Source organism: Micromonospora jinlongensis (assembly GCF_013410645.1).
GTDB classification, from domain to species: Bacteria; Actinomycetota; Actinomycetes; order Mycobacteriales; family Micromonosporaceae; genus Micromonospora; species Micromonospora zamorensis.
The window spans coordinates 1,974,479-1,990,064 of the sequence record NZ_JACCHK010000001.1 but is presented as its reverse complement, the minus strand read 5'-3'; the positions used below and the strand labels follow the sequence as shown (position 1 = coordinate 1,990,064).

General features: G+C 70.0%; 15 protein-coding genes. 8 read left to right on the top strand and 7 right to left on the bottom strand.

Features of this window, described 5'->3' with window-relative positions:
- Positions 1 to 15 precede the first annotated feature (15 nt).
- The 6 genes from HNR22_RS08515 to HNR22_RS08490 all read right to left on the bottom strand — a co-directional run bounded on the left by HNR22_RS08515 (position 16) and on the right by HNR22_RS08490 (position 7,409).
- Positions 16 to 1,044 (bottom strand): CE1758 family FMN-dependent luciferase-like monooxygenase, encoded by a 1,029-nt coding sequence (locus tag HNR22_RS08515; RefSeq protein WP_179779891.1) that lies wholly within the window; start codon positions 1,042 to 1,044, stop codon positions 16 to 18.
- A gap of 48 nt (positions 1,045 to 1,092) precedes the next feature.
- The gene (locus HNR22_RS08510) at positions 1,093 to 2,235 is read right to left on the bottom strand and encodes a hypothetical protein (RefSeq protein ID WP_179779890.1); all 1,143 of its coding nucleotides are present in this window, start codon (positions 2,233 to 2,235) and stop codon (positions 1,093 to 1,095) included.
- A 107-nt stretch (positions 2,236 to 2,342) separates the two neighbouring features.
- Complete coding sequence (locus tag HNR22_RS08505) at positions 2,343 to 4,148, bottom strand: S8 family serine peptidase (RefSeq protein WP_179779889.1); 1,806 nt, start codon at positions 4,146 to 4,148, stop codon at positions 2,343 to 2,345.
- A gap of 155 nt (positions 4,149 to 4,303) precedes the next feature.
- Positions 4,304 to 5,053, bottom strand: a complete 750-nt coding sequence (locus HNR22_RS08500; protein ID WP_179779888.1) for a zf-HC2 domain-containing protein — start codon at positions 5,051 to 5,053, stop codon at positions 4,304 to 4,306.
- A gap of 37 nt (positions 5,054 to 5,090) precedes the next feature.
- On the bottom strand, positions 5,091 to 6,746 hold the full coding sequence (locus tag HNR22_RS08495) for an RICIN domain-containing protein (protein ID WP_179779887.1): 1,656 nt from the start codon (positions 6,744 to 6,746) through the stop codon (positions 5,091 to 5,093).
- A 69-nt stretch (positions 6,747 to 6,815) separates the two neighbouring features.
- Positions 6,816 to 7,409 (bottom strand): sigma-70 family RNA polymerase sigma factor, encoded by a 594-nt coding sequence (locus HNR22_RS08490; protein WP_179779886.1) that lies wholly within the window; start codon positions 7,407 to 7,409, stop codon positions 6,816 to 6,818.
- Between the two features lie 434 nt (positions 7,410 to 7,843).
- Here HNR22_RS08490 and HNR22_RS08485 point away from each other — a divergent pair, with 434 nt between their 5' ends.
- From HNR22_RS08485 to HNR22_RS08465, 5 genes are all read left to right on the top strand, one after another.
- Positions 7,844 to 8,650 carry a sensor histidine kinase gene (locus HNR22_RS08485; protein ID WP_179779885.1) on the top strand — a complete coding sequence of 269 codons (807 nt, stop codon included), beginning with the start codon at positions 7,844 to 7,846 and terminating at the stop codon, positions 8,648 to 8,650.
- Positions 8,647 to 9,387 (top strand): response regulator transcription factor, encoded by a 741-nt coding sequence (locus tag HNR22_RS08480; RefSeq protein ID WP_343059739.1) that lies wholly within the window; start codon positions 8,647 to 8,649, stop codon positions 9,385 to 9,387. The genes HNR22_RS08485 and HNR22_RS08480 overlap by 4 nt, the downstream gene beginning before the upstream one ends.
- A gap of 114 nt (positions 9,388 to 9,501) precedes the next feature.
- On the top strand, positions 9,502 to 10,569 hold the full coding sequence (locus HNR22_RS08475) for an ABC transporter substrate-binding protein (RefSeq protein WP_179779883.1): 1,068 nt from the start codon (positions 9,502 to 9,504) through the stop codon (positions 10,567 to 10,569).
- Positions 10,566 to 12,320, top strand: coding sequence for an ABC transporter permease (locus tag HNR22_RS08470; protein ID WP_218906254.1), 1,755 nt, complete (start codon positions 10,566 to 10,568; stop codon positions 12,318 to 12,320). Before HNR22_RS08475 ends, HNR22_RS08470 begins: the two co-directional genes overlap by 4 nt.
- Positions 12,317 to 13,459 (top strand): ABC transporter ATP-binding protein, encoded by a 1,143-nt coding sequence (locus HNR22_RS08465; RefSeq protein ID WP_179779882.1) that lies wholly within the window; start codon positions 12,317 to 12,319, stop codon positions 13,457 to 13,459. Before HNR22_RS08470 ends, HNR22_RS08465 begins: the two co-directional genes overlap by 4 nt.
- A 145-nt stretch (positions 13,460 to 13,604) precedes the next feature.
- Here the strand turns inward: HNR22_RS08465 and HNR22_RS08460 are convergent, their stop codons facing one another.
- Positions 13,605 to 13,874, bottom strand: a complete 270-nt coding sequence (locus tag HNR22_RS08460; protein ID WP_246380760.1) for a DUF4127 family protein — start codon at positions 13,872 to 13,874, stop codon at positions 13,605 to 13,607.
- Here HNR22_RS08460 and HNR22_RS08455 point away from each other — a divergent pair.
- The 3 genes from HNR22_RS08455 (at position 13,851) to HNR22_RS08445 (ending at position 15,578) form a co-directional block, all read left to right on the top strand.
- Positions 13,851 to 14,111: a hypothetical protein gene (locus tag HNR22_RS08455; RefSeq protein ID WP_179778424.1), complete on the top strand. Its 261-nt coding sequence runs from the start codon at positions 13,851 to 13,853 to the stop codon at positions 14,109 to 14,111. The two genes, HNR22_RS08460 and HNR22_RS08455, sit on opposite strands and share 24 nt — an antisense overlap.
- Before the next feature lie 62 nt (positions 14,112 to 14,173).
- Positions 14,174 to 14,473 carry a hypothetical protein gene (locus tag HNR22_RS08450; RefSeq protein ID WP_179779881.1) on the top strand — a complete coding sequence of 100 codons (300 nt, stop codon included), beginning with the start codon at positions 14,174 to 14,176 and terminating at the stop codon, positions 14,471 to 14,473.
- Between the two features lie 331 nt (positions 14,474 to 14,804).
- The gene (locus HNR22_RS08445) at positions 14,805 to 15,578 is read left to right on the top strand and encodes a hypothetical protein (RefSeq protein ID WP_179779880.1); all 774 of its coding nucleotides are present in this window, start codon (positions 14,805 to 14,807) and stop codon (positions 15,576 to 15,578) included.
- Positions 15,579 to 15,586: the final 8 nt, after the last annotated feature.

Below are 15,586 nucleotides of genomic sequence, written 5' to 3'. Positions count from 1 at the left end.
CCTACGAGCGGCTGATCAGGCGGGCCGGGAGCCGCCGGCAAGCTCGCGCCGCAGGACGGGCAGCACCTCGGCGCCGAGGATGTCCAGTTGCTCCAGCACCGTGTCCACCGGCAGCCCGGCGTGGTCGATCAGGAAAAGCTGACGGGAATAGTCACCGACGTACTCCCGGTAGCCGAGAACCGCGTCGATGACCTGCTGCGGGCTGCCCACCGTCATCGGTGTGGTGTTCATGTGCTCCTCCAGCGAGGGCCCGCGGCCGTAGAGGGGCGCGTTGTCGAAGTACGGCCGGAACTCCCGGACCGCATCCTGTGAGCTCGGCCGGACGAAGACGTGCCCGCCGAGCCCGACGACCGCCTGCTCGGCGGTGCCGTGGCCGTGCGCGGCGTACCGCTCGCGAAACGTCCGGACCAGCCGGGCCGTGTGCTGCCAGGGCCACATGATGTGGTTGGCGAAGAAGCCGTCACCGTGGGCGGCGGCCAGCTCCGCGGTCTCCTCGCTGGACACCGATGCGTGCCAGACGAACGGCGGATGGCCCGCGAGCGGCCGCGGCACCGCCGTGAAACCCCGCAACGGCGTACGGAAATCGCCGGACCAGTCGACGGTGTCCTCGTCCCACAGCCGGCGCAACAGCCGATAGTTCTCGGTTGCCAGCCGGCGACTGTCGTCCGGGTCCCGACCGAACCACGCATACACCGGGCCGAAGATGCCCCGGCCGAGCATGAGGTCCAGCCGGCCGCCGCACAGATGCTGCACCGTCGCGTAATCTTCGGCAACCCGGACCGGATCGTTCGTGGTGATCAGAGCCGTTGCCGTGGAGAGCAGTATCCGGCTCGTCCGTGCGGCCAGGTAGCCGAGCAGCACGGCCGGCGCGGACACGGCGTACGACGAGGTGTGGTGCTCTCCGACGGCGAAGACATCGAACCCGGCCGCCTCGGCGTGCTCGGCGATCCGTGCCGTGTTGAGTAGCCGCTCGTGATCCGTTGGCGCCCGGCCCGTCACCGGGTCGGGAGTGCGGTCGCCGAGACTGTAGACACCGATCTGCATACCCCCCAGACGAACGGGGCCGGCGACCGGTTCAGATCGTGGCCCGGCTCATCTGCCGGGGGCGGCCGGCGCACCGGTGTCGCGGGGCAGGTACGCCGTGACGACGATCCGGGTGCCGCGGGTGACGGCGAAGTGGGAGAGATCGGCGATGCCGACCGGTAGTTCACCGTCAAGTTCCTGTACGCCGGCGCGGCCGGTCCAGTTGACCAGCGGCCGCTGCCGGCCGTCGAAGGTGTAGCCGTAGAGCCGGTAGCCGACGCCCTCGGCCAGGCCGCTCAGGGTGACTCGCACGGTGACCTTGTCGCGCTCCTCGGTGAGGAAGACCGACAGGTTCGCGCCAGAGTCCCGGTCCGTCGCGGAGGCGACGGCGGTACGGACGGTGACCGTCTGCACTCCCGAGGCCGGCGGGGCGAGCAGCGCCCTCACGGAGACACCGGCCACCGTGAGGGTGAGCGCCAGCAGGGCGCCCAGGCCCGCGAAGGTAACGGCACGCCGGGACAGGAAGCGCTTCCGTGGGGAGACACGCTGACCGTCGTCCGGATGCGCGATGCCCGGCGCGCGGTCGAAGCCGGGTTGGGCGGGGTGTCGGGCGGCCCGCGTCGGCGAGGGTACGTCCGTCGTTGTGGTCTGCTCCTGAATGGGCGAGGGCTTCTCCACCAGCGCGACCGATGGGGGTGCGGCCGGTGGCGGTGCGACCCGTGGCAGCGCGCCGGGCGGGGGTGCGGCCCCTGGCGGTGCGACGGGTGGGGGTGTGAACGGTGCCGGTGCCACGCGCTGCTGCGGTGGTTCCCCGCGCCCGAGGTCGGGCCCAGCGGCGGCAGGCGCCTCGCCGGTGGCCGACTCGGCGCCCGTACCGCCGCGCCGCAGTCGAAACCGGCGTCGCTCGGTCTCCTGGGCCTCGTTGCGCGGCTGGACTGCCGGCTCCTGCGGCGCGAACCGGGCCGGGAAGGCCGGCGGCGCCGCCGTTCCCAGCGCCCCGTAGCGGTTGAGCAGGTGCTCCCTGTCGTCGTTGAGCAGGGCCAGCGCGGCGAGCGCTTCGCACACCTCGGTCGCCGCCGCCCGGCACTGCTGGCACGACTGGAGATGGCGGCCGACCTGCTCCCCGCTACGCTGGTCGAGCGCGTCGAGGTGGTAAAGAGCCAGCAGGTCCGCCACATGGGCGTCCGTACCGGAGACATCTTCCGCCCGCATCAGACCCTCGGTTCACCGACTTTCCACCAGTAATGCTTGAAACGTGCCCTGCCGACGCGCGGTTCACGTCGGCAACATCACCACCGGCGGCCCGGGGCGGGGTGTCGTCATGGCGCGTCTGGACGCTGCCGGGACGACTTGGCTCCGATCGACGCCTTCGGCAGTGCCACGGTCTCGGCCCGGGTTCCCGGCCCGTCGCTGGCCGCGGACGCCGTGCTGTCGGCTTGCTCGTCGTCCGGGTTCAGCTTCCCGCCGTCCGAGGGCGGTGGGTCGCCGACCGTCCGCCGGGAGACCGACGGCGCCCGGGGCGCGGAGGCCGGAGGAAGAGCGCCGCTGCGAACCGGCGGCGCGGCGGTCACCGGCAGGGGGTCGTCGTCATCACCGTCGTCCTCAGTGTCGTCGCGCAGCAGCCGGCGGATCCGGAACACGAGCAGCACCGCCGCCGCGAGCGCGACCAGCGCCACGATGGCCAGCAACGCCGACCGTCCGCCGGAGCTGCCGGAGGTGAGCCGTCCGCCCGACTCCCGCCCCGACGAGACCGCCTTGGCCTCCTCGGGCAGCACCTTCGTGACTGCAGCGGCGGCATTGATCATGCCCCAGCCGTACCGGCCGTCGGGCTGTGCGCCGTCGCCCATCTTGTCCGACGTCACCTGGAGACGATGGGCGACCTGCTCCGGGCTCAGGTCCGGGTACGCGGCCCGCACCAGCGCGACGGCGCCGGCGACAAAGGCCACCGCGTACTGGGTACCGCTGCCTGCGACGGCGCCGACCCCGGTGATCCCGACACTGCTCACGTTGACACCCGGGGCGACCACGTCGATGCCGCCACCGCGATAGTCGGCGGCTCGCTGGCCGTCGACGGCCACACCACCCACCCGCAGCACGCCGGGGCCGATCTCCGCGCCCGGGTTGACCGGTACCGAAGCACGTGCGGCGCCGATCACCACAACGACGTCCCGTGCCACCGCCTCCATGATCGCCTTGGCCACCTCGGGCTTGCTCGTGTCGACGAAGTTGCCCAGCGCGATGACTGTCGCGCCCGCCTCGACGGTGGCCTCGATGGCCGCCGCAGAGTCGGCGGGCTGAGCCTTGGCGTCGTTGCCCACGACCCGGACCGGCATCACCGTGGCGTCGGGGGCGACGCCCTTGACATCGCTGCCGTTGGTGGACTGCCCGACCACCAGACCGGCCATCGCGGTGCCCGAGCCGAGGCAGTCCGTGTCGCCGCGACCGCTGCCGCTGGTGATGTCCATGCCGACGGCCACGTGACCACTGAGCGTCGGCAGGCTGCCGTCCACACCGGAGTCGACGATCGCCACGAGCTGCCCCTTGCCGCGGCTCTGCGGCCAGGCCTGGTCGGCGGCCAGGCGCAGGCTCGCCCAGTCGGAGCGACTGCTCGACGCCGCCGTGGTCGCACACTGCCCCGCCTTCGCGCGGGGCTGTGTCGGTGCCTTGCTCGGGACCGCGGCCGCGCCGGAGACCCGCTCGGGCGGGACGGTGGGCCGCGCCTTGGCGGTGGGCGTGGGCTGGGCCTTGCCGGGCAGTGGTTTGACCGGCGCGGCCGGTGCCTTGTCGGGCAGCACTCCGTACTTGACGCCCTCGCCGACGGCGTCCCAGGGCAGCACCAGCAGCCACCCGGCTCGCAACTGGCCCGGTTCCTTGAGGGTGCCACCGTCAGGTTGCCGGCGGCCGGTGTTGAGGTTGCGGATCTCGACGGACCGCGCCCCGTCGCCGAGGAACCGGGCGGCGATGCTGGTGAGGTTCTCCGGTTCTCCCTGGTACGACGACGTGACGGCGTAGAACTTGACGTATTCGTCGGCGGCCGAAGCCGGGCTCACGGCTCCGACGATCAGAGCCACCATGACGAACACCGCGAGGCAGGCACCACGTGCCGACCGGGTGATCCAGAACATTCTCTACTTCCCTTTGTCGTCGCCCAGGGCTGATCTGCACACACGACGGCCGAGACGGCATCGTGGTTCACGGCCGGACGCAATCTGCGGCGGCATCGTGATCCCGTCGTGCCACGCCGCCAACCGGCGCTCGCCAGGTGCGAAGGCGGCGTACCTCAGCGCGGTGTCGCGGACGTGGCTCGGGGAAGATGCACCGTGACCGACGGCGCGCCGTTCGCCACGCTGATCGTCACGAAGGCCAGGTCGCCAAGGGCCACCGGCAGATCACCGGAGACCTCCTGCACCGTGTCGGTGCTGGTCCACGACGCGATCTCGCGCGTCTGGCCGTCGAGCGTCACCGCGTACAGCTGGTAGCCGGTGCCGGCGCGCAGGCCGGTGACCGTGACCCGCACGTGCACTCCGCTGTCGGTCTCCGACGCGAACACCGAGGCCGTCGCGCCGGTGCGGGGCTCACTCCCGCTCGCCGCGACCGTCACCACCTCCGGCCCGGCCTCGTCACTCACCTGATCCAGAACGAAGAGGGCGCCGAAGCCGACGAACAGCACCACCGCAAGCGCAAGACCGGCCCGCACCAGCGCGAGCCGCTGCCGCCGGGGGCGCGGCTGCCGCCCGGGCCTGGCGGACACCGGATGCCCGCCGGCCGGACGAACCGTGCCGGAGCCGCCACGGCGGGCAGCGGGCGCCGCCGGTCGGGTGACCGGCGACGCCTCCTCGACAGCCACATCGCCGCTGAGCAGCGCGAGGGCGGCGACGACTTCGCACACCTCGCGGGCCGTCAACCGGCACTGCGCGCAGTCGCGCAGGTGCCGGTCGACGGCGTCGCTGTCGGCGCGATCGAGGACACCCATGTAGTGCGGACCCAGCAGGTCCGTCACATGGTCGCCCAGGGCGGGTAGGTCCGGCACGCCGCTCAGCTTCCCGGCTCGCCGTGCCCGGCTGGCGTCACTGCTTTACAAATCGCCACTTCTGGTCTCTCTGGGTGTCCTGGCGGTCAAACTGTTGGATCCAGTATCCGTTCCAGGTGGTGCCGTTGTCCCTCGTCGGCCCGATGTCCACGCCCAGCAGCTCCATCACAAAGCCGGAGCGGCGGTTGGTCATGACCACGTTCCCGGCGCCGACGTCCTCCAGCAGCCACTGCTGATTCTCGTCGTTGTCGTCGCGTTCGTACACCGCCATCTTCGACCCCTTCTGCAGGGAACGGTCCTGCACGGACAGGGCCATGTTGTTCCACGCGTTCGTGATGATGACATGCCGCCTGTCCGGTGCCGGGTAGAGCTTCCAGCGCTGGTCCTTGTACCCTTCGTCCTTCCACAGATGGACCCGGCTACCGGGCTGCGTGTTCTGGTTGATGCCGGGGAGCTCCACGATCGACTGGGCCCACGGGCTCTCCAGGCGGTACGTGGCACCCGCCTCGTACGCGAACAACTTCGGGCCCTGGGGCTTCTCGCTGGGCTTCGCAGACGGGCTGGTGCTCGGCGAGGCCTGGACGCCCCGGCTCGCCGACGGCGTGGGGCTCGGCTTCACGGTGGGGCTCGGCTTCGTCACGGGGACGGAAAGCCGGCTGTCCTTCTCGTACTCGGTGACGTGCGCCGGAACCTGGTCGGCCAGCTGGGTGACGTTGACGCGGGGCAGACCGGCCGCCCGCCGCACCGGGTCGATTCCCCACTGGTACGCGCTCAGCGCGAGCCGGTACGGGTCCTCGCCGTTGAGATCGGACAGCTGCTGGGCCATGTCGCACATGGCGACGCCGAGCGCCGGGATCGCGTCCGCGGGTCGCCACACGGACGTGTCTGTGCCCGGCTGGTACTTCTCCCACAGGGCGGGCGTGAACTGGGCGACGCCCTGGCGGTCCGCCGTTCGCTTGTTCACGTCGAAACCGGACAGCGTCCGCAACTGTGCGGCGATCTTCGCCGGCGTGACCTGCGGGCACAACTTTCCGGCGATCTGGATCGGCTGTACGAGAGAGTCGGGCACCTTGAGTTCACCGTTCGCCGCGGCGACGACCGGCTGGGTGGTCGCCTTCTCGGAGAACTGCGGCTGCTCGGCGTACCAGGCCGCGTACGCCTTCACCTTGTCGACGTATGGCTTGGCGTCTTTCGGGACGCCGCGGGCGTCGAGCACCGCCTTGACTCCGGTCTGCTCCGCGGCGATGGCGGCCGGCCAGAGGTCCCCATCGATGTCGGCGGAGCGCAGGCGGCCCACGTTCTCACAGGTCCGGTGACCCAGCGCGATGATGTTTGCCCGCCGGTCGGCGCGACTGGCATCGGACGAGGGCCGCCACTTCTCCCACGCCGCCTGGTCGAGACCGGCGATCATGTCGGGGCTGCTCTTGAAGCCGGACGCCGCCATGATCTGCGCGGCGAGCTTCGGCGGGTTGAGGGCGGGGCAGGACAGGGCTGCCTCCACGATGGCGGGCACGTCACCGTCCGGAACCGGCTCGCCGACCAGCTTGTCCGGGTCCGCAGTGGCGGCCAGTTCGAAACCGACGGCCCCGGACGCCAGGATGACGCCGACCAGGGCGACGATCTCGACGCGCTTACGCGTCGACGAGATGAGCCGTCGCCACGGGCGGCGCTGGCCACTTGCGGTTGCTTTCATCGACTCACTCTTACGCTCAGTGGGTGTGGGCACGTGTCGTGCACATGACGGCCGGGCAGCTACCCCGGTTCACAGCTGATCGGATTTTCTTGGGCGTGCCTCGCCCGCATCGCCGTTGCCGGTTGGCCGTCTCTCGCCTGCGGTCCCGAAATCGAAGCCGCGGCTGACGAGGGCCTCCCGCATGGCCCGCAGCGCATAGAAGGTGCGTGACTTGACGGTGCCGGCCGGGACGTCGAGCGCGTCGGCGGCCTCGGACACCGACCGTTCCCGGAAGAAGATCTCGACCAGCGTGATGCGCAGCCGCTCGGGCAGGGAGTCGAGCGCGGCCCGGACCTCACGCGCGTCGAGGAGGCGCTCGATGGCGTCGTCGGGCTGCGCGTGATCGTCGATGTAGTCGACCGGCAGCTCGGCCGGCCGGACGTCAGCGGAGCGCATCTGGTCGATCAGGATTCGCTTGGCCACGGTGAACAGCCAGGCTCGGTTCCAGTTTCCCTCGGCGTTACGCGCCTCTGGATTCCGCCAGGCGCGCAGCACCGTTTCCTGCACGATGTCCTCGGCGCGGTGGACGTCCCCCCTGGTCAGGCGGGTCAGGAAGCTCAGCAGCACGGGCGCGTGGACCTGCTGCAGATGCCGCAGGGCTGCGACATCTTCGGGGTTGTCCATACCCGGGCCCGGACCGTCCGCAGGGGACTGGGTGCCAGCTGCCGTGCCGCTGGCACCGCTGACTTCTGGGGAGGGTCGCACGCGGCAAAGACTTGCACCGAGATTGCGGATTGTCTACTCAGTGACACTGACGGTGACAGTCTGGCCGGTGGTTGTCTGGGCTGTTCGTCGGCCGCCGATCACTGATGGAGCGTGACGACCATGTCGGGGCGTTCGGTTGATTGGCAGCCCGCCGAGACGGCACCCGACCAGCGTGAACTGTGCCGGGGCACGCGCCCGCGAAGTGGTTGCCCGGGGCAAGCTAACCTACGTCCACTGTCCACTCGGCTGTAACGTCGACTGTTCACTCGGCGGTTAACACGGTCCCGACATCTGCCGCGTCCCTGCCGGACCGCGACCGTTTCGGCGGGCCACCGATGGGAGGAGGACCGAGCATGGACACCGCTTGGGTGGTGGCGGTGGCCTCCGTGGTCGGCGGTGTCGTCGGCGCTTCGATCATGGCGCTGAGCATGCGTCGCACGGCCGCCGCGAGGAGCAACGAGCTGGCACAGCTCGAACAGTTGGTGGAGCGGCGGGCGGAGCAGGTGACCGCGTTGAGCCATGAGCTGCGGACCCCGTTGAGCATGATCAAGGGGGCGGTCGATCTGTTGCGGGAGGGCACCCCCGGGCCGCTCACCGCTGCGCAGGCCCGCTTCCTGCAGGTCCTGGACCAGCAGTCCACGCAGGTCATTGGGCTGTGCGAGAGCCTGCTGATCCAAGCCAAGATCGAGGCGGGGCTGTTCACGCCACACCTGGAGAGGGTGGACGTGTCGGTGGTGGTGCGTGAGGTGGTGACCGCGATGCGGCCGTTGTGTGCGCAGCGGCAGCAACGGATCAGCCTCGACATGCCGCAGGTGATGCCGCGCATCCGGGCGGACCCGATGCTGCTGACCCAGGCGCTGACCAACCTGCTGTCGAACGCGAGCCGATTCACCACGACCGGCGGGAATCTCGACGTGCGGGTCATGCTGATCGACAATGGCGTGGCGGTGTACGTATCCGACGACGGTGCGGGCATGAGTCAGGCGGAGCGGCAACGCCTGTTCCACCGCTTCGCCACGGGTCGCCCGTTGGCCGACGGCACCGGCCTCGGCCTGGTGATCACGAAGACGATCGTGGAGCTGCACGGAGGCGAAATCATGGTGCACACGGCGTCGTCCCGGGGGACCACCATCCTCCTGACCCTGCCGGACCGGTCGTGACGCGCGCCGGCGAGCAGCCCGGGAGCGGGCCCACCGCGCTGGTGGTCGACGATGAGCCGCAGATGACGATCATCGTGGAGTTCGCTCTGCAGACCCAGGGCTTCACCGTCCTCACCGCCCACGACGGCGCTACCGCCCTGCACCTGCTGCGGACGCATTCGGTGGACCTCGTGGTGCTGGACGTCATGATGCCCACGATGGACGGGCTGGCCCTGTGCCAGCGGATTCGCGCGCGCTCGGAGGCGCCCATCATGTTCCTCACCGCGCTGGCCCAGCGTGACGACATCATCGCTGGGCTGGAGCACGGTGCCGACGACTACGTCACCAAGCCGTTCCACCCCCGGGAGGTGGCGCTGCGGGCGCAGGCGCTGGTGCGTCGCCGCCGGGGGGCGGGCACCACGGTCCGGGTCGGTGAGCTGGTCATCGAGCCGGCCACCCAGACCGCGACGTTGGCGCAGCACCGGCTCGACCTGCCGTTCACGGAGTTCAAGCTGCTGCACCACCTGGCGGTGCGCCGCGGCGTGCCGCAGTCGTGGCAGGACCTGCTGCGGGAGGTCTGGGGCACCACGGACCTGATCGGCGGACGAGACGTGGTGAAGTCCGCGGTGTACCGGCTGCGCTCCCGGCTCGCCGGGACACCGAACGGATCGGCGTACGTGCGCACCCTGCGGGGGGTCGGCTACCTGATGCCCGAGATGGCCACCGAGGACGGGGACGCCTCCCCGGCGGCCAGGTGACAGCGGCGTCACCATTACTTACACCGCCGTCACCGGGGCACCGTTCACACGCCCTTAACGTGGCCGTCACACCACTCGCATTGATTCGGGCGGCTAAGTAGGGGAGACCACGTCATGGCGACGAACAGGATACGGGGCAACCGCGCACTGCTGGCGACAGCGATGGCGGCCTCGCTGCTGCTGGGTGCGGCCGGCTGCGCCCGCGAGGGTGGCGCCGAGGCCAGCAAGGACGGCGGTGTGGTGCACGTGGTGTGCGGCGCCACCGAGGACTGGTGCGCGGCGACCACGAAGAAGTTCACCGAGTCCACGGGGGTGAAGGCCGACTTCGTGCGGCTCTCCAGCGGCGAGGCGCTGGCGCGCATCAAGGCCGGCAAGGGCAACGCGGAGTTCGACGTCTGGTACGGCGGGCCCGCCGACGGGTACGCCTCCGCCGGCGACGAGGGGCTCCTGGAGCCCTACGTCTCGCCGAACGCGGGTGTCATCCCGGCCAAGTACAAGGACCCGCAGGGCGTCTGGACCGGCGTCTACGTCGGTGCCCTGGGCTTCTGCAGCAACAGCAAGCTGCTGACGGAGCGGGGAATCGGGCTTCCCGACTCGTGGACGGCCCTGCTCAACCAGAAGCTCGCCAAGGACATCGGCATCGCGCACCCATCGACCTCGGGCACCGCGTACACGACGCTCTGGACCCAGGTGCAGCTGGCCGCCGGCGACGAGGGCAAGGCGCTGGACTACATGCGCAAGCTGCACCCGAACGTCCTGCAGTACACCAAGTCCGGCTCGGCGCCTGCTCAGATGACCGCCCGTGGTGAGGTCGCGGTGGGCGTCATCTTCGCGCACGACTGCGTGGCCACCATGGAGGCAGGCTTCCCCGACCTGAGGCTGAGTTTTCCAGCGGAGGGGACCGGTTACGAGACCGGCGGTGTCGCCCTGGTGAAGAACGCCAAGAACCCGACCAGCGCCCGCAAGTTCGTCGACTGGGCCCTCACCACCGAGGCGCAGGAGGTCGGCCCGAGCGTCAAGGCGTACCAGTTCCCGACGAACCCGGGCGCGAAGGTGTCGGAGAAGGTCATCCCGCTCTCCGGCATCAAGATGGTGGATTACGACGCGGTGGCGGCAGGTAAGGCGAAGTCGGCGCTCAACAAGCGGTTCGACACCGAGGTCGCGCAGGCGCCGAAGTCATGACCACGTTGTTGTCCGATCCCGGGGTGATCACCCCGACCCCACCCGAGGCGGTCGCGCCGCGGCGGCGCCGCCGCCTCGGCGCGGGGCTGCGGGTCCTGGTCGGGATCTGTGCGGCGGTGGTGGTGATCGGTGCGGCGGTCCCGCTCGTGGCGGTGCTGGCCACTGCCTTCGCGCCGGACGCGCTGCCCCGGTACGTCGAGTTCTTCAGCTCCTCCGTCGATCTCGGCATCCTGCGCAACACGTTGGTGCTCGGGGCGCTGGTCGGGTTGTGCGGCACCGCCCTGGGGTTCCTGTTCGCGTTCGTCCAGGCCCGACTGGACGTGCCGGGTAAGAAGATCCTGCACCTCATCGCCCTCATGCCGATCGTCAGCCCGCCGTTCGCGGTCGCCACCGCCACGGTGGTGCTCTACGGCCGGCGCGGTGTGATCAGCAACGGCGTGTTCGGGCTGGAGTACGACATCTACGGCCTCGACGGCCTGGTGATCGTGCTGTCGCTGTCGCTGTTTCCGGTGGCGTACCTGGGCCTGCTCGGCATGATGCGGGGCCTGGATCCGGCACTGGAGGAGGCGGCGATGAACATGGGTGCCAGCCGCTGGCAGATCATGCGCCGCGTGATCCTGCCGCTGTTGGCCCCCGGGCTCGTCGCCCCGTTCCTGCTGCTGTTCGTGGAGGCGATCGCCGACCTGGCCAATCCGCTGGTGCTCGGTGGCGACTACACGGTGCTGGCCAGCCGCGCCTACCTGGCGGTCACCGGTGAGTACGACACCACCAGCGCCGCCGTCTACTGCGTGATCCTGCTGGTGCCTTCCCTGGCGATGTACTTCGGCCAGCGGTGGTGGCTCAACCGCAAGGTGCGCACCACCATCACCGGGCGACCGTCCGGCTCCGTGCACCTGGTAACCGGCTGGAGCCGGTGGCCGGTGTACGCCCTGGCGCTGTTCGCCGCCGCGGTCATCGTGAGTATCTACAGCACGGTCATCCTGGGTTCGGTGACCAAGGTGTTCGGCGTGGACAACACCTTCACCCTCGAGTACCTCAAGGAGGTACTGCTCGGGGTGGGAGTGGAGGCCGTCCTCGACACGTTGACGTTCGCGGTCATCGCCACTCCGATCGCCGCCCTCCTCGGTCTGCTCATCGCCTGGCTGGTGGTTCGTCACCTGCGACGTACCGCCTGGTTGCTTGACCTCGGCGGCACGTTGGGTGTCGCCGTGCCGGGCACCGTGCTGGGCATCGGCTTCGTCCTCGCCTACCGGCCGGAGCGGTACATCGGCGACTACCTGGTGTTCCCCAGCCTGGTGGGCGGCAGCGCCGTCGCCGCTGGCGCGATGGCCATCGTGGTGGCGTACGTGATCCGTAGCGTGCCGGCGGGGCAACGGACGGCTGTCGGTGCGCTGACCCAGCTGCATCCGCAGATCGAGCAGGCGTCGACCGACCTCGGGGCCAACTCGCTGCAGACGTTCCGTTGGGTGACCCTGCCGTTGATCAAGCCGGCCCTGCTCACCGGGCTGAGCTACAGCTTCGCCCGCAGCATGACCTCAGTGTCGACCATCGTGCTGCTGGTCACGCCGGAGACGAAGATCATCACTTCGCAGGTGCTCAGCGCCGCGAGCACCGGCCGGTACGGGGTGGCATTCGCCTACTGCACGGTGCTGACCGTGCTCGTCCTGGTCGCCTTCGCGATCATCCGACTGCTCGTCGGCGGGGGCGCCGCACTGCACCGCACCGCCAAGTCTGAAAGGCCGAAACGATGACCGTCGCCGCGCCCACCGAGGCCGCTGCGCTCGCACCCGCCGGACGTGGTGAGGCCAGCACCGGACGCCTGCAACTCGAGGCCCTGACCAAGCGTTTCCGGAGCCGTCCCGGGGACGTCACCGCAGTCGACAGCGTCTCGCTCGACGTCCTGCCGGGGGAGTTCATCACCCTGCTGGGCCCGTCGGGCTGCGGCAAGACCACCACGCTGCGCATGGTGGCGGGTTTCGAGGACGCCACGAGCGGCAGCATCCTGCTCGACGGCAAGACCATCGACGACATGCCACCGCAGCGTCGACCGATGGCGATGGTGTTCCAGAGCTACGCCCTGTTCCCGCACATGACCGTCGCGCAGAACATCGCGTACGGGCTGAAGCTGCAGCGGCGTACCAAGGCCGACATCGCCGAGGGCATGCGGATGGCGGTGACCAGCATGAACCTCGTCGGTCTGGAGGATCGTAGCCCGCACGAGCTCTCCGGCGGCCAGCAGCAGCGGGTCGCGTTGGCCCGGGCGCTCGTGGTGCAGCCGAAGGTGCTCCTGTTCGACGAGCCGCTGTCGAATCTGGACGCGAAGCTGCGCGACGCCATGCGGACCGAGATCCGTCGCATCCAGAAGATGTTCGGGATCACCAGCATCTACGTCACCCACGACCAGGACGAAGCGATGAGCATGTCCGACCGGGTCGTGGTGATGAACAAGGGCAAGGTCGAGCAGGTGGCGACGCCCGGCGAGATCTACGCCCGCCCGGCCAGTGTCTTCGTGGCGGACTTCATCGGTCGGGCCAACTTCATCGAGACGGTGCCGGAGAGCATCGCCGACGGTAAGGCGACGGTGACGGTGCTCGGCCGGCGGCTGACTGTGCCCGCCCACTCGACGGTGGTGGCCGGATCGGGGGACGCGTACCTCATGGTCCGTCCCGAGACGGTGACGTTGTCCCCGGTCACCGACGGTGGGACCGGCCTGGGTGTGGTGCTGCGGTCGACGTTCCACGGGCCGAGCATCGACTACGAGGTGGAGACGACCGGCGGCACCGTCACGGTGACCGAGGCGGGCAAGGACCCACGGGATGCGCTGGCCGAGGGAACCAACGTGGACGTGGCCATCGACGCGGACCGGGCTTACCTGCTGAACCGGGAATGAACCTGGTGGCGGCCCGCCGGCCTTCACACCGATTGTCGGCGGGCCGCCACCAGTCATCGTCGGCACATCCCGACGGGCAGACCGGGATGGCCAGGTGTTCTGCTCGGAGGTCGCCCTCGAGGCCGCGATCGACGCGATGAAGGTGTCAGGACAGTCGCAGCCGAGGTTCGAGGACCACTTCGAAGAGCCGGTCCCACGGCAGCTCGACACGCGCCGACTCGAAGCGAGTCAAGGTCGCCGTGAACGTCTTCGCGCCTCGCCGTCCCAGCACGATGCGGTGCCCCGCGAAGTACCGCTCGGTCAACGGCACCAGCCGTTCGCTCACCCAGCCGTCGAAGTAGCTCTTCTGCTCGGAGGTGAGCGCGAGCGGGTCCCGGCCCTGCGCCCGTGCGTGCGCGTACGCCTCGACCTGCACGACGGGGTGCTCGGCCCGAACGCGTTCACCCTGGCCAGCGTGACCGGGAGTGACGCCGCGGACGTCAGCGGATTCGCCATCGGCACGCCGGACACGAGTGGCAAGCTGCGGGCCGAACGAGCCGGCAACGCGGGGGACCGGGTGTACCACCTCACGTACACCGGCCACGACGAGATCGGACGGCCGGTCGGCTGCACCGTCACCGTCACCGTCCCACACGACCAGGGCGGCAACTAGCTGGGACCAGCGTCAGCTTCTACGGCTGGTGCCGGCCGGCTGGTGCGGAGTCGCCGCACGAGTTGCGCGGCTCGCTGACCGGGCGGTGGCGGGCCGATCACCCCGACGCCGGCATGGCGAAACACCGGTACGACACGGAGGAGGGATGGGGCGGCGGCTGGTACCGCTCGAACGGGATCACCTTCGCGATCGGTGCCGACTCGTTGCCATTGGCCAGGGCGAGCTGGCGGGACAAGCGCGGCAACACCGGGACGGTCGCGTTCACCGGCCCTGGCGACGCATTCGTCGGCACCTACCAGCGGGTGGGCGAGGGCGCCATCGGCTACCGCGGCCGCTCGCCCGCACCGACCAAGGGCGAATAGCGTCGTCGCACGTTGCGACTGCTCGCCCTGCTGTGGGGATCGACCGACCTTTCTCTGGATCGAGCTGGCCATGGACGCACCGACTCCGGTCCAGGTCACCCTCAGCCGGGGTCGGTCTGACCCGCCTACGCAGCCGGGACCGAAGTCAACCTCATCACATATGATGATGCTCATCGATGCGATGTGGCCGTGCCGGAATAGCTCGGATCGTCGCAGCGCGGAGGCACCCCGCACCGCAGCGGTGCGAGCGGGAGCGCCTCAGCGTCGGATGGCCGGAAAATCCTGCTGGCCCGGCCCCTGTGGTGGGGCACAGCCGTCATGGAGGATGACGATGCGCAGTGTTCTCGCGGTGTTCAGCGCCGCCCTGATCCTCGGCGCCGCAGTCGGCAGCAATCCGGCCGGCGCATCGGGGGCCTCCCCGCCCTCGTGCCCCCGTGGCCTTCTCTTCTGCGAGGACTTCGAGCGACTGCCTCCCGGGGGGCCCAACACGTTGAACTGGGGCATCGACACACGCCACGGCACGCTCACCGTCGAACGTGCCCGTCGCGGTAACCAGGTGCTGCACATCCACACGGTTGACAACGGCCGCGCCTTCCTGCGCGTCGACGACTTCGCCGCACCGGGCAACCGCTTCTACGGCCGGATGCGTCTGCGCGTCGATGCCTTCCCCACGGCCCCGGACTGGGCGCACTTCACGCTGGTGGAAGCAACCGGCACCGGCAGCGCGGAGGTCGTCCGTCCGGTCGGTGGCCAGTACGCGCCCACGGTCCCCGGAACCTTCTGGGGGGTCGGGGCCGACGGCGGTCCGACCGGCGACTGGACCAACTGGCGGGAGTCCGCCCCGGTCGCTGAGGACACCTGGCAGTGCTTCGAGTGGAAGATGGACGCGGCGGACAACCGCGTCGCGGTGTGGATCAATGGCGTGGCGAACCCGGAGCTGACAGCCTCCACGAGTGACCACGGTGGCAATGATGTTCCCTTCGTCCTGCCGACGGTCGACACGGTGAAGATCGGCTGGCAGCTTTACCAGGGCGGCACGACACCGGGGGAGTTCGACCTCTGGGTTGACGACATCGCCCTCTCGAGTGAGCGGCTCGGCTGCTGATCTGGAGC

Coding starts and splice junctions, on each gene's coding strand:
- HNR22_RS08515 (WP_179779891.1), bottom strand. CDS start 1,044: ATGCAGATCGGTGTCTACAGTCTCGGCGACCGCACTCCCGACCCGGTG.
- HNR22_RS08510 (WP_179779890.1), bottom strand. CDS start 2,235: ATGCGGGCGGAAGATGTCTCCGGTACGGACGCCCATGTGGCGGACCTG.
- HNR22_RS08505 (WP_179779889.1), bottom strand. CDS start 4,148: ATGTTCTGGATCACCCGGTCGGCACGTGGTGCCTGCCTCGCGGTGTTC.
- HNR22_RS08495 (WP_179779887.1), bottom strand. CDS start 6,746: ATGAAAGCAACCGCAAGTGGCCAGCGCCGCCCGTGGCGACGGCTCATC.
- HNR22_RS08490 (WP_179779886.1), bottom strand. CDS start 7,409: ATGGACAACCCCGAAGATGTCGCAGCCCTGCGGCATCTGCAGCAGGTC.
- HNR22_RS08485 (WP_179779885.1), top strand. CDS start 7,844: ATGGACACCGCTTGGGTGGTGGCGGTGGCCTCCGTGGTCGGCGGTGTC.
- HNR22_RS08475 (WP_179779883.1), top strand. CDS start 9,502: ATGGCGACGAACAGGATACGGGGCAACCGCGCACTGCTGGCGACAGCG.
- HNR22_RS08470 (WP_218906254.1), top strand. CDS start 10,566: ATGACCACGTTGTTGTCCGATCCCGGGGTGATCACCCCGACCCCACCC.
- HNR22_RS08465 (WP_179779882.1), top strand. CDS start 12,317: ATGACCGTCGCCGCGCCCACCGAGGCCGCTGCGCTCGCACCCGCCGGA.
- HNR22_RS08445 (WP_179779880.1), top strand. CDS start 14,805: ATGCGCAGTGTTCTCGCGGTGTTCAGCGCCGCCCTGATCCTCGGCGCC.